Source organism: Arthrobacter sp. 7Tela_A1 (assembly GCF_049311065.1).
Lineage (GTDB): Bacteria > Actinomycetota > Actinomycetes > Actinomycetales > Micrococcaceae > Arthrobacter_B.
Genome location: NZ_JAXIOO010000003.1, coordinates 105,303 through 118,308 on the forward strand (window position 1 = coordinate 105,303; position 13,006 = coordinate 118,308).

General features: G+C 65.1%; 10 protein-coding genes. 7 read left to right on the forward strand and 3 right to left on the reverse strand.

Features of this window, described 5'->3' with window-relative positions; all coding sequences use genetic code 11:
* Positions 1-51 precede the first annotated feature (51 nt).
* The 6 genes from TVB01_RS02215 (at position 52) to pgm (ending at position 8,003) form a co-directional block, all read left to right on the forward strand.
* Entirely contained in the window at positions 52-1,479 is a 1,428-nt protein-coding gene (locus TVB01_RS02215; protein ID WP_422453756.1) for an amidase, read from the forward strand.
* 163 nt (positions 1,480-1,642) lie between these two features.
* Positions 1,643-3,115, forward strand: coding sequence for a peptide MFS transporter (locus tag TVB01_RS02220; protein ID WP_422453757.1), 1,473 nt, complete (start codon positions 1,643-1,645; stop codon positions 3,113-3,115).
* 368 nt (positions 3,116-3,483) lie between these two features.
* Entirely contained in the window at positions 3,484-4,470 is a 987-nt protein-coding gene (locus TVB01_RS02225; protein ID WP_422453759.1) for an ABC transporter substrate-binding protein, read from the forward strand.
* 45 nt (positions 4,471-4,515) lie between these two features.
* On the forward strand, positions 4,516-5,415 hold the full coding sequence (locus TVB01_RS02230) for an ABC transporter permease (RefSeq protein ID WP_422453760.1): 900 nt from the start codon (positions 4,516-4,518) through the stop codon (positions 5,413-5,415).
* 16 nt (positions 5,416-5,431) lie between these two features.
* On the forward strand, positions 5,432-6,220 hold the full coding sequence (locus TVB01_RS02235) for an ABC transporter ATP-binding protein (RefSeq protein ID WP_422453762.1): 789 nt from the start codon (positions 5,432-5,434) through the stop codon (positions 6,218-6,220).
* 151 nt (positions 6,221-6,371) lie between these two features.
* A complete protein-coding gene (pgm, locus tag TVB01_RS02240) occupies positions 6,372-8,003 on the forward strand; it encodes a phosphoglucomutase (alpha-D-glucose-1,6-bisphosphate-dependent) (RefSeq protein ID WP_422453763.1) in 1,632 nt (543 codons plus the stop codon).
* 72 nt (positions 8,004-8,075) lie between these two features.
* Here the strand turns inward: pgm and TVB01_RS02245 are convergent, their stop codons facing one another.
* Together TVB01_RS02245 and TVB01_RS02250 are read right to left on the reverse strand one after the other, a co-directional pair.
* Complete coding sequence (locus TVB01_RS02245; RefSeq protein WP_422453764.1) at positions 8,076-9,479, reverse strand: aldehyde dehydrogenase family protein; 1,404 nt, start codon at positions 9,477-9,479, stop codon at positions 8,076-8,078.
* Entirely contained in the window at positions 9,476-10,375 is a 900-nt protein-coding gene (locus tag TVB01_RS02250; protein WP_422453765.1) for an SDR family NAD(P)-dependent oxidoreductase, read from the reverse strand. The genes TVB01_RS02245 and TVB01_RS02250 overlap by 4 nt, the downstream gene beginning before the upstream one ends.
* A gap of 152 nt (positions 10,376-10,527) precedes the next feature.
* Between TVB01_RS02250 and TVB01_RS02255 the strand changes: the two genes are divergently transcribed.
* Complete coding sequence (locus tag TVB01_RS02255) at positions 10,528-11,841, forward strand: uracil-xanthine permease family protein (protein WP_422453766.1); 1,314 nt, start codon at positions 10,528-10,530, stop codon at positions 11,839-11,841.
* Between the two features lie 15 nt (positions 11,842-11,856).
* Here the strand turns inward: TVB01_RS02255 and TVB01_RS02260 are convergent, their stop codons facing one another.
* Positions 11,857-12,966: a glycerate kinase gene (locus TVB01_RS02260; protein ID WP_422453768.1), complete on the reverse strand. Its 1,110-nt coding sequence runs from the start codon at positions 12,964-12,966 to the stop codon at positions 11,857-11,859.
* Positions 12,967-13,006 lie beyond the last annotated feature (40 nt).

Here is a 13,006-nt window from a genome sequence, read left to right on the forward strand (position 1 = left end):
AGTGGGATGCACCGCCAGAGAACTGAAGAGCCCCGGCCCCGGAGGTAACAAATGCCCATTGGTCCGACTACCGACAACAGCACGAGCTCCTCCCCCGGAGACTTGGGTGGCCTGACCGCGGTGGCACTGCGGGACGCTCTTGCAGCCGGTGAAATCTCGGCACGGGAAGTTGCGAGGTACTATCTGGACCGGGTCGCCGAGCTGAATCCAAAGCTGGGCTCCTTCGTGGAAGTCACTGCTGAACAGGCCCTCGAAGAAGCTGCACGGGCGGATGAAGAGCACACCCAAGGCCGGAGCCTTGGCCTGCTGCACGGCATGCCGCTGGCGCACAAGGACCTCACCGACGTCGCGGGCGTTCCGACCACCATGGGCAGTGCAGCCGTACCGCGTGAACCCGCAGCGCAGGACGGACCGCTTCCCGCCGTCCTCCGGCGGGCCGGTGCGATCAGCCTGGGCAAAACGCAGGTGCCCGAGTTTGGCCTCAGCAGCTACAGCGAGAACCTCATTTGCCCGCCCGCGCGCAATCCCCTGGATCCTTCACTAAGTCCGGGCGGCTCGTCCGGAGGCAGTGCGGCTGCCGTCGCAGCCGGCATGCTGCCGTTTGCACCCGGCACCGACGGAGGGGGATCGGTTCGGATCCCGGCAGCGGCAACCGGCCTGACGGGCCTCAAACCAAACCGCGGACGAGTACCTTCCGGCGGTGGCCAGCGCGACCTCGGACAGTTCGTCGTCGCCGGCCCGCTGGCCAGGACGGCTGCTGACGCCGCCCTGCTGCTGGATGCCATGACCGGCGAGCCGAATTTCCACGCCACGAGCGCACCCTCGGTGCCTGGCAGTTTCCTGGCGGCGGCACTGCGCGCCGAGGGCCGCTTCCGCATCGGGGTCAGCACGCGTTCACCGTTTGAGTCCCGGCTGGAGATCCAGCTCGACCCTGACGCCCGGCTGGCCCTCGAAGCGGGCATTCTGGCACTTACCAACGCCGGCCATGACATCTCCGATGCCGAGGTCCGCTATGACGAGCGGTATCCGGATGCCTTCGGCCTGGTCTGGACCGCGCCGCTGGCGAACATTCCGCTGCCGCCCGGGGCCGAGGAGCTGCTGACCCCGCTTACGGCGACCATGCGCCGCCGGGCCCTGCAGCGTTCCGCAGCAGACCTGGCCGCCGCCGTCGACATCCTGCGCGCGTTCGAGGAGGACACGATCTCCCAGTATTCGCAATGGGACATGGTGCTCACACCGGCACTGGGCATGACGCCCCGTCCTGTCGGCTGGTACTGGACGGGTGACGCAGACGAAGACTACGCGCTGCAATGCCAGTATTCTCCGTTCACCTCCATGGTGAACGTGTGCGGCCTTCCCGCCATCACAGTGCCGACCTACCGGAATGCGGACGGACTGTGGATGGGCATCCAGCTGATCGGGCGTCCCGGAGCGGAAGCACAGCTGCTTTCCGTGGCGGCGCAGCTTGAAGCGCCCTAACAGGAAGGGGCTTAACGTTCGGCAGTTTTGTCCAGCATGTGGACAAAACTGTCCGCGCGGCGGTGAGACCTGTCACAGAACCTTGATTGTTCCTCCACGGAACTCCCCGGTTTTGGCGGATTTCCACCATTAGGACCCCTTAGCCCTTTGGGACTATTGGACGATGAGTCCAAGTCCCACCACTACCGAACCCGCGCCTGCTGCGCGGAAGGCATTTTTCGGCCATCCCCGGATGCTCGCGAATCTCTTCAGCGTTGAGCTCTGGGAACGCTTCTCCTTCTACGGCATGCAGGGCATCCTGCTCTACTACATGTACTACTCCGTCACTGAAGGCGGACTGGGCATGGCCGAGGGAGTGGCTGCAGGCCTCGTCGGCGCCTACGGCGGCGGCGTCTACCTCTCCTCCATCGTCGGCGCATGGGTAGCGGACCGCATCCTCGGTTCCGAACGGACCCTCTTCTACTCGGCCATCCTCGTGATGATCGGCCACATCTCCCTTTCCCTGGTTCCCGGCTACGCCGGCCTGGCAATCGGACTGGTGCTCATCGCCATTGGCTCCGGCGGCCTGAAGGCCAACGCCACGGCCCTTGTGGGAAGCCTGTACGACGAGAAGGATGAACGCCGCGACGCCGGATTCTCCATCTTCTACATGGGCATCAACATCGGCGGCCTGATCGGCCCGATCCTGACCGGCCTGCTCTGGGATTCTTTCGGCTTCCACGTCGGCTTCGGCCTCGCAGCAGCCGGCATGGCCATCGGCCTCGCCCAGTACGCCGCCACCCGCAAATACCTGCCGGAATCGGCGCACCTGGTGGCCAACCCGCTGCCCAAGAACCAGTTCGCCCGGGTGGGAGCAATCGCCGCAGCAGCCGTCATCCTTGTGCTGACAGCCGTTGCCTTCGGTCTGATCAACAGCGAAAACCTGGTTGGCCTCATGGCGATCCTCGCACTGGCCGCGGCGGTCGCCTACTTTGTGGTCATCCTTTCCAGCAAGCGCGTAAGCCAGGTTGAACGCCGCCGCGTGTTCTCCTTCATGCCGCTGTTCGTGGCGAGCACCGTCTTCTGGGCCCTGTTCCAGCAGCAGTTCACCGTCGTGGCGCTCTACGCGGACACCTCACTGAACCGCGAGGTCTTCGGCTGGGAAATGCCGCCGAGCTTCGTCCAGTCCATCAACCCGATCTTCATCATCATCTTCGCCGCCGTGTTCGCAAGCATGTGGACCAAGCTGGGCAACCGCCAGCCCGGTACCCCGCTGAAGTTCGGCATTGGCTTGGCTGTGATGGGCCTGGCGTTCCTGGCCTTCATTCCGTTCTCCGGCGGCGGCCCAGCCAGCACACCGCTGCTGGCGCTGGCCGGAATCCTGCTGCTGTTCACCTTCGCAGAACTCTCGCTCTCCCCCACCGGCCTGTCGGCAGCTACGAAGCTGGCACCGGCTGCGTTCCCCACGCAAATGGTGGCACTGTTCTACCTGTCCGTATCCCTGGGCAGCACGCTTTCGGGCTGGCTGGCACAGTTCTATAGCCAGGACACCGAAGTCACCTACTTCTCCTTCCTGGGCATCACGGCAATCGCGCTGGGCATCATCCTTGCCCTCTGCGCACCGGCCATCAAGAAGCTCATGGGTGGAGTGCGCTAGCACCTTCTCAAGAACTCCTAGCAAAAAGTGCCCCTTTGGGTACCAAACGGGGAACTTTTTGCTACCCGGTCGGGCCTTCCAGGCACCGGTCGGATCTGGACACTATGACGACACCCTTCCAATTTTGATGTGTGTTCGTCGCCGGAGATGGCGCTTCGTAGAACATGTGTCTTCGCAATGACGTAACCATTAGACAATGTGACTGTCCTCACAGTTAGTATCGATGGATCAGCCGGTGCGAAACGACACCCGTGCACCCTCGGAACGACGCCGACGTCGGCCCCCGAGGTCCGGGCCAGGGAAGCCCGGCACCACGTCACCCTGCCCCGGCGCCGTCCGCCGCTGGGCAGCGCACTGAAAGGGCAACGATGAAGCGTTCTACGACAGGGGCACTGGGGGCCCTTCTGCTGAGTGCATCACTCGCAGTCACCGCCTGCGGCGCCGATGCTGAAGCCGGCGATTCCGAAATGGTGAAGATTGGCATCACCCAGATCGTGGAGCACGATGCGCTTACCTCCGCCAAGGAAGGGTTCAAGCGGGCCCTGGCGGAGAACGGCTACACCGAGGGCGAGAACATCACGTACGACGAGCAGAACGCAGCCGGTGAGCAGGCAACTGCCACCTCGATCGCCTCGAAGTTCGCCTCCGATGACCTCGACCTGGTGCTTGCCATCGCCACGCCGACGGCACAGGCCGCCGCACAGGCCATCACCGATATTCCGATCCTCATCACAGCTGTCACCGAACCGGAAGAAGCCGGACTCGTCGATTCCTGGGACGCCCCCGGTGCCAACCTCACCGGCACCAGCGACCTCAACCCGGTCGCAGACCAGCTGGCACTGATCAAGGAACTGGCTCCGGATGCCAAGACGGTGGGAATCGTCTACAGCTCGGGCGAAGTGAACTCCGAGGTGCAGATCGAACTGGCGCAGGAAGCAGCCAAGGATCTTGGCCTCGAGCTGAAGCTCGCCGCCGTGAGCAACACCGCTGAGGTACAGCAGGCTGCCGAGTCCCTGGATGTGGATGCCTTCTACATCCCCACGGACAACAACGTTGTGGCCGCCCTGGACTCCGTCGTCCAGATTGCGGAAACCAAACAGATCCCGCTGGTCACCGGTGACGCCGGTGCCGTCGAAGCCGGCGGCGTTGCCACCTGGGGCATTGACTACGAAGCGCTCGGCTACCAGACCGGCCTGATGGCCATCAAGATCCTGGAAGAGGACGCCGACCCGGCCACCATGCCCATCGAAACCCTGGATGAGGTGCAGCTCGTGGTCAACAAGACCGCAGCCGCCAACATGGGCATCGAGATTCCCGCGTCGATGCTCGAAAAGGCCGACAAGGTCATCGAGTAATCCTCGAAGCTGCCCTCTCCACCCTGCTGTAAGGAACAAACTTCCATGATCACTGCTGTTGAACTGGGGCTTATCTACGCCGTTATGGCCCTGGGCGTTTACCTCACCTTCCGGATCCTGGATTTTCCGGACCTTACCGTGGATGGCAGCTTCACCACCGGCGCAGCCGTGGCGGCCATTTCCATCACCAACGGGGTTCCACCCCTGGCCGCCACGGCAGCCGCGTTCGGAGCCGGCCTGATAGCCGGCTGCGTCACCGGCCTGCTGCACACCAAGGGCAAGATCAACGGCCTGCTGGCCGGCATCCTGACCATGATTGCCCTGTACTCCATCAACCTGCGGATCATGGGAACGTCAAACCTCTCCCTGCTCCGCGAGGACACCCTCATCACCCCCCTGCGTGAAAACGGGTACCTGGGCGGCGCCGTCGCCATTGCACTGTTCGCCCTCCTGGCCCTGGGCGTGAAGCTCTTCCTGGACTGGTTCCTCCACACCGACCTCGGCCTGGCGATGCAGGCCACGGGCGACAACCAGGAAATGGTCAGCAGCTTTGGCGTCAGCACGGACCGGATGAAGATCCTGGGCCTGGCGCTCTCGAACGGATTCGTCGGCCTGTGCGGTGCCATGGTGGCGCAGTACCAGGGCTTCGCCGACATCGGCATGGGCATCGGCCTCATCCTGGTTGGACTTGCATCGGTGATCATCGGCCAGGCCATCTTCGGCAGCCGTCTGATCGTGGTTTCCACCCTGGCTGTCGTCCTGGGTGCAGTTGTCTACCGGATCGTCATCGCCCTGGCCCTGGACCTGGGCTTCGAGCCCAACGACATGAAGCTGATTTCCGCAGTGCTGGTGGTGCTCGCACTCATCCTGCCGCAGTGGAAACTGTTCCGCCGGCTGCCCACCTTCAGCAGCCTGCGCAAATCCACCGTCACCACGGCCAGCTAGCAGGAAAGCCAAAACGATGCTGAAAATCGACAACGTACAAAAGACCTTCTTCGCCGGCACCGTCAACGAACGCGTGGCGCTGGCCAAAATCGACCTGGAACTGCACGCCGGAGAGTTCATCACGGTGATCGGTTCCAACGGTGCGGGCAAGTCCACATTGCTGAACATGGTCTCGGGCAAACTCCGCCCGGACACGGGTTCCGTGCTGATTGACGGCAAGGACGTCACGAAGCTGGCCGACTACCAGCGGGCCAAGTTCATTGGCCGGGTGTTCCAGGACCCGATGGCCGGTTCCGCCCCGCAGCTGAGCATTGAGCAGAACATGTCCATCGCCTACGAGCGCGGCAAGCGCCGCGGCCTGGGCTGGGGCGTATCAGGCAAGAAGCGCGAGCTGTTCCGCGAAGAGCTCAAGTCCCTGGAACTGGGACTTGAGAACCGGCTCAAGGCCAAGGTCGGCCTGCTCTCCGGCGGCCAGCGCCAGGCGCTGTCACTGTTGATGGCAACGTTCAGCGAGCCGAAGATCCTGCTGCTGGATGAGCACACCGCAGCTCTGGACCCGCAGCGTGCAGCACTGGTCTCACGCCTGACCGGGGAGATCGTGGCCCGCCACAAGCTCACCACGCTGATGGTCACGCACAACATGCAGCAGGCTCTGGACCTGGGAACGCGGCTCATCATGATGCATGAGGGCCAGATCATCCTGGACCTGGACAGCACCCAGAAGAGCGCAATGACCGTGCCGGACCTGCTTCACGAGTTCGAGAAGATCAAGGGCGGCCTGGACGACCGGACACTGCTCCAGTAGCCCTCCTCCCCATCGAGAGGCCAGTTACGGCCGGTATGAGCGCTCAAACCAGCCGTAACAGGCCTCTCGCGTGGGCGGCCGGAACCGGAAGAAGGCGGCACGGAAGGCAGATGCCTGCCGGATTATCGGAATCTTTGGCATGCTTGGGTCTATGTCTAACCGCGCCGGAACCCCTGCCCAACCATCCGACCTCGTTGACCTGACGGCACTGCTGGACGCCTATTTCGACGTCGCACCAGATCTGGGCGACCCGGGGCAGCGCGTCGCTTTCGGCACGTCCGGCCACCGCGGAAGTTCCCTGAAGGGTTCCTTCAACGAACCGCACATCGCTGCCATCACCCAGGCGATCGTGGAATACCGCACCGGACAGGGCATCACCGGCCCGCTCTTCATGGGCAAGGACACCCACGCCCTGTCCGAGCCGGCACAGAATACCGCCCTGGAAGTGTTGGCCGGCAACGGCGTCGAGGTGCTGATCGACGCGCGCACCGGTTACACGCCGACTCCGGCACTGAGCCACGCGATCCTCACACACAACGCCTCGCGCACGGACCAGGCGGACGGGATCGTGATTACCCCGTCGCACAACCCTCCAGCCGACGGCGGCTTCAAGTACAACCCGCCCTCCGGCGGTCCGGCAGACTCGGACACCACGTCGTGGATCGCCAACCGGGCCAACGAACTGCTCGAGGACGGGCTGCGCGGGGTCAAGCGGATTCCGCTGGGCCAGGCCCGGCTGGCGGACTCTGTGGGCTCCTATGACTTCCTGCAGCACTACGTTGCCGACCTCGGCTCCGTCCTGAACATGGACGTTATCGCCTCCTCCGGCCTGCACATCGGCGCGGATCCCATGGGCGGCGCATCCGTGGATTACTGGGGCGCCATCGGCGAGCAGTACGGCCTGAACCTCACCGTGGTCAACCCGAGTGTTGACCCGCAGTTCGGTTTCATGACCCTGGACTGGGACGAGAAGATCCGCATGGACTGCTCCTCCCCGAACGCGATGGCATCCCTGATCTCGCAGGCGGGCCAGTACGACATCGCGACGGGCAACGACGCCGATGCAGACCGCCATGGAATCGTCACCCCGGACGCCGGACTGATGAACCCCAACCACTACCTGGCCGCGGCCGTCGAGTACCTTTACGCGAACCGTTCCGGCTGGCGCAGCGATGCCATGGTCGGCAAGACCCTGGTCTCCTCCTCGATGATCGACCGGGTCACGGACAGCCTGGGCCGCCGGCTCATGGAGGTACCCGTGGGCTTCAAGTGGTTCGTTCCGGGCCTGCTTTCGGGCGAAGTGGCCTTCGGCGGGGAAGAGTCCGCAGGCGCTTCTTTCCTGCGCCTGGACGGCACCGCCTGGACCACGGACAAAGACGGCATCCTGCTGGCCCTGCTCGCCTCGGAAATCACCGCAGCCACGCAGAAGACGCCGTCCCAGCATTACCGCGAACTCACGAACCGGTTCGGGGACCCCGTGTACGCCCGCGTGGATGCCCCGGCCACCCGCGAGCAGAAGGCAGCGCTGTCCAAGCTGGCGCCGTCGGATGTCACCGCCACGACCCTGGCCGGCGAGGAGATCACCGCACGACTGACCGAGGCACCCGGAAACGGCGCGGCCGTGGGCGGCCTGAAGGTCACCACCGAAAATGCCTGGTTCGCGGCGCGCCCGTCGGGCACCGAGGACGTGTACAAAATCTACGCCGAGTCCTTCAAGGGCGAGGAGCACCTGCGGAAGGTCCAGTCGGAGGCCAAGGCCATAGTCGACGGCGTCATTTCCTAGCCCCATCGCACCGAGATAACAGAAACTGCCCGTATGAGCGTTCATACGGGCAGTTTCTGTTATCTCGTTTAGCTAGAGCAGGCGGCGCAAGATGCGGGACTTGAACCCGTTGTACGGCGGATATGCCACCCGCAGGGTGTCCAGCAGCGTGCCCTTGGAGAAGACCGGGCGCAGCTGGCTGAACGTGTCGAAGGAATGCTTGCCGTGATAGGCACCCATGCCGCTGGCACCCGCACCGCCAAACGGCAGCTCCGGAACGGCCAGCTGCACGATTGCCGCGTTGTGGTTCACGCTGCCGGCACGGACTCCTTCCTCAAACTTCCGCTGGTTGGCGGCCGAAGAAGTGAACAGGTACGACGCCAGCGGCGAGGGCCGGGAGTTGATGATGTCCATGGCAGCGTTCAGGTCCGGAACAGGAATGACCGGCAGGATCGGACCAAAGATTTCCTCCTGCATCACCGGGGATTCAAGCGCGACGCCGGTCAGCACCGTTGGCTCCAGGTACAGGGCTTCCCGGTCGCTTCGACCTCCTGAGGCCACGGTGCCGTCGGAAAGGTAGCCTGTGAGCCGGTCGAAGTGCCGTTCATTGATGATCCGTCCGAAGTCCGGGCTGCGGGACGGGTCCTTGCCCACGAATTCCCGGATGGCCTTGCCCAGGGCTGCCACCAGTTTGGGTGCTATGTCCTCAGTGGCCAGCACGTAGTCCGGCGCGACGCAGGTCTGCCCGGCGTTCATCAGCTTGCCGTAAACCAGGCGGCGGGCGACGGTGGCCAGGTTGCCGTCCAGGACGACGGCGGGCGACTTGCCGCCGAGTTCCAGCGTGACCGGTGTCAGGTGTTCCGCAGCGGCACGCATCACGGCTTTGCCGACCCGTTCCCCACCGGTGAAGAAGATGTGGTCGAAGCGTTCCTTCAGCAGCGCCTCGGATTCTTCCTGGGCGCCTTCAATGACCACTACGGCTTCGGGGTCCAGGTAGTGCGGAAGGATCCTGGCCAGGGCGGCGGATGTGGCCGGGGCCAGTTCGCTGGGTTTGAGCACCGCGGCGTTGCCGGCTGCCAGGGCGCCGATCAGCGGCGCCAGCAGGAGCTGGACGGGATAGTTCCACGGCGAAATGATGAGCACGACGCCGAGCGGCTGAGGTTCGGTACGCGCCGACGCCGGCTGCAGGCCGAGCGGGACGGGTACCTTGCGGCTCCGGGTCCAGTCCGCCAGGTGCTTCAGGGTGTACTCCACCTCGGAGCGCGTGATCGAGACTTCGGTGAGGTAGCTTTCGAGCTTGTTCTTGCCCAGGTCTGTGTGCAGTGCCGCAGCCAGTTCTTCTTCCCGCTCGGAAAGCAGGCGCAGCATGGCCTGCAGCTGCCCCCGGCGCCAGGCCAGCTCCCGGGTCCGGCCGGAATCGTAGGTCTTCCGGACCGCTGCGACCTGCTCAGGGATGGTACCCGGATTTGCCTGGCCGGAAGCCAGATCCGCGCTCACGCTTCGCCTCCCGTTCGGGTTCCCTGACCCGCAGGGGCAGGGTCCGCAGTGGCCGGGGCCGCCGGAGCCGGGTCCGCCGCCGGACGGCCGGTGAAATGGTCCATGGACTGGTAGACCTTGAAAACCCTGCCGGCCACGACGTCCCAGACCGGCTGCGGCAGCAGCCCGCGCAGGGCGCTTCCCAGCGGAACGGTCCAGGGCAGCTGGACGCGGGCCTTGCCGTCCAGCAGCGCCGTCCAGGCCTTGTCCACCACATATTCCGGCTCCATCAGGGGGGTCATCAGCGGGCCGCGGGCTCCTTCGAACATGCCGGTCTTGATGTAGCTCGGGATCAGCGTGGTCACCTGCACGTGCCCGTGACCGGCCTCTTCCAGTTCCAGCCGCAGCGAATCGCTCCACCCGATCACGGCCCACTTTGAGGCCGTGTAAACGCTCATCTTCGGAACGGAAAGCGTTCCGGACGCGGAAGCGACGTTCAGGATCCGTGCCGGGGTGCGGCGGTCGATCATGCCCGGCAGGAAGGCCCGGGTGATGTGCATGGGGGCCAGCGAGTTCACGTCCATCACCGCGTCGATGTCGGCGTCCGAGTGCTCCCAGAAATACTTGCCGCGGACTATTCCGGCGTTGTTGACCAGGATGTCCGGAGCCCCGGCCTCAACAAGGACGGCCTGGGCGGCTTCGGAGACCTCTGCCAGCGAGGAAACGTCAAGGCTCCAGGAACGCACGGTCGACGAGCCGAGGCCGCGCAGCCGTTCAGCGGCCGCCTCGAGCGCTTCCGCGTTGCGGTCCCAGAGCAGGACCTCCCGGGCGCCTTCGCGCACCGCCCGTTCGGCGTACAGGAGCCCCATGCCCATGGCGGCTCCGGTAATGAGTACCGTTCGTCCCGAAACTGTCATTCCCACGTGTATTCCGTCCGTCACAGGCCACCTTCGGCCTCATTGCTTTCCCGGTAAAATTGGTCGTGCGTGCAACATAGCGTGGCACAGAAGCCACGCCGGTAACATTCTCCACGAATCAATCCCCCAATGTCCCTTTGGAAGGCACACGCATGAGCAGGCTCGGCACAGACTGGAAACTCCACGGGAACGGCAGGACAGTTACTCCCGGCTCATTCGTCGCTCCGGATGAAAGGCTGAGCTGGCCGCGGACCATCGGCATCGGCGCCCAGCACGTTGTCGCCATGTTCGGCGCAACGTTCCTGGTGCCCCTGCTGACCGGATTTCCGCCGGCCACCACCCTGTTCTTCTCCGGCGTCGGGACGATCCTGTTCCTGATCATCACCGCGGGCAAGGTGCCCAGCTACCTGGGCTCCTCCTTCGCCTTTATTGCGCCGATCGCCGCTGCGGTAAACCAGCATGGACCCGGCGGCGCCCTGGGCGGCATCATCATGGCCGGCGCCACCCTGTTCCTGATCGGCCTCGCCGCCCAGCTGGCCGGCACCCGCTGGATCCAGGTCCTGATGCCGCCCACCGTCACCGGTGCGATCGTGGCACTGATCGGCCTGAACCTGGCGCCCACCACCCGGACCAACTACGAGGCCGGACCCATTACGGCAACCGTTACCGTCGTCGTAATCCTGCTGACAACAGTGCTGTTCAAGGGCCTGATCGGCCGCCTGTCCATCCTGGTCGGCGTCATGGCCGGGTATGCAGCGGCCGTGATCCAGGGCGAAGTCGACTTCTCCACGATCAACGACGCAGCCTGGTTTGGCCTGCCGGAGTTCATGGCACCGACCTTCCACTTCAACGTCATTGGACTGTTCGTACCTGTTGTCCTGGTGCTGGTTGCCGAAAACATCGGCCACGTGAAGTCGGTCGCCGCAATGACCGGCCGCGACCTGGACCCGTACACCGGCCGCGCCCTGATGGCCGACGGCGTTGCCACGGTTCTCGCCGGAGCCGGCGGCGGTTCGGGCACCACCACCTACGCGGAGAACATCGGCGTCATGGCCGCCTCCCGCGTGTACTCCACCGCGGCCTACTGGGTCGCCGGCATCACCGCCGTCCTGCTCAGCCTGTTCCCGAAGTTCGGGGCGCTCATCGCCACCATTCCCCCGGGCGTGCTCGGCGGTGCCGGCGTTGTGCTCTACGGCATGATCGGCATCCTCGGTGTCCGCATCTGGGTCGACAACCGGGTGAACTTCTCCAACCCGATCAACCTGTCCGTGGCCGGCGTCGCCCTGGTGGTCGGTATCGCCAACTACACGTGGAACGTCGCTGGCCTGACCTTTGAAGGCATCGCCCTGGGCACCGCAGCGACCCTGGTGATCTACCACGGCATGAGGGCGATTGCCCGCTGGCGCGGCACCATGCCGGACGAACCGCAGGAAGATGTCGGTTCCAAGCCGTCCAGCCTCGGCTAGGAACCGCTCGGGATCCTAGGCCCCCTCGAGAGCCGCCTGCGTGGCGCGGGCAACGTAGAATTCTGCCCGCGCCATCGCGTCCTCCGGGCCCTGCGCCAGGTCCAGCAGGCTTACCGCTGCCTCGACGCCGTACTCGGCCAGCACTTTCGGGCTCAGCGTGATCGCACCGGCCACCAGCACCACCGGGATGCCCCGGGCAGCCGCCAGGCGAGCGACCTCCAGCGGCGCCTTTCCGTAGCGGGACTGCTCATCGACGGAGCCTTCCCCGGAGAGCACCAGGTCTGCCTGGGCCAGTGCCGGTGCCAGCCCCACGAGGCCGGCAATGAGTTCAAAGCCGGGTTCAATCTGTGCCTTCGTGAAAGCCAGGAACCCGGAGGGGAAACCGCCGGCCGCACCGGCACCCGGAACGTCGACGTCGACGCCGGTTGCCTCCTTCAGCAGCCGGGCCCAGTTTCCCAGCGCCTCGTCCAGCAGCAGCCGGGCGGAGGAATCAGCGCCTTTTTGTGCCCCGAAGACGTGCGCGGCACCGTTGTGTCCGGTCAGCGGATTAGTGACGTCCGCAGCGATCCGGATCCGGGTGTCCTTCACCCGCGGGTCCAGTCCCGACGCGTCGACGGCGGCGGCCAATGCGAGTCCTGCGCCGCCCGGGGGAACCTGGTCGCCTGTGGCATCAAGGATCCGCAGGCCCAGGGCGGTCAGGGCGCCGGAGCCGCCGTCAGTCATCGCCGACCCGCCGATGCCCAGGATGATCTCCCGGGCGCCGGCGTCGAGCGCCGCCGTGATCAGCTGTCCACTGCCAAAGCTCGACGCCGCCAGGGACGTCTGCACTGACGGTTCCACGAGCATCAGGCCGGAGGAGCGCGCGGTTTCCAAGACCGCCGTCGTGCCGTCCATCGCCCAGACCGCGGTGACCTCGCGGCCAAGCGGACCTCGAACCCGCGCCGTGCGTTCCTCGGCTCCGGCGGCGAGAGCGGCTTCGAGGGTGCCTTCCCCGCCGTCGGCGACCGGAATGCGGGTGACGTCGGCGTCCGGATAGACGGACAGCACCCCCTGAGCCATGGCCGCGGCGGCCTCCTGGGCAGTGAGGCTGCCTTTGAACTTGTCCGGGGCTATCAGCACGCGCATGGATTACATCCTGCCAGCCTGCACGGGAAAACCTATAGAC

Excerpts from the sequence above, each read along its gene's own strand:
- TVB01_RS02215 (WP_422453756.1), top strand. The coding sequence starts at position 52 with ATGCCCATTGGTCCGACTACCGACAACAGCACGAGCTCCTCCCCCGGA.
- TVB01_RS02220 (WP_422453757.1), top strand. The coding sequence starts at position 1,643 with ATGAGTCCAAGTCCCACCACTACCGAACCCGCGCCTGCTGCGCGGAAG.
- TVB01_RS02225 (WP_422453759.1), top strand. The coding sequence starts at position 3,484 with ATGAAGCGTTCTACGACAGGGGCACTGGGGGCCCTTCTGCTGAGTGCA.
- TVB01_RS02230 (WP_422453760.1), top strand. The coding sequence starts at position 4,516 with ATGATCACTGCTGTTGAACTGGGGCTTATCTACGCCGTTATGGCCCTG.
- TVB01_RS02235 (WP_422453762.1), top strand. The coding sequence starts at position 5,432 with ATGCTGAAAATCGACAACGTACAAAAGACCTTCTTCGCCGGCACCGTC.
- pgm (WP_422453763.1), top strand. The coding sequence starts at position 6,372 with ATGTCTAACCGCGCCGGAACCCCTGCCCAACCATCCGACCTCGTTGAC.
- TVB01_RS02250 (WP_422453765.1), bottom strand. The coding sequence starts at position 10,375 with ATGACAGTTTCGGGACGAACGGTACTCATTACCGGAGCCGCCATGGGC.
- TVB01_RS02255 (WP_422453766.1), top strand. The coding sequence starts at position 10,528 with ATGAGCAGGCTCGGCACAGACTGGAAACTCCACGGGAACGGCAGGACA.
- TVB01_RS02260 (WP_422453768.1), bottom strand. The coding sequence starts at position 12,966 with ATGCGCGTGCTGATAGCCCCGGACAAGTTCAAAGGCAGCCTCACTGCC.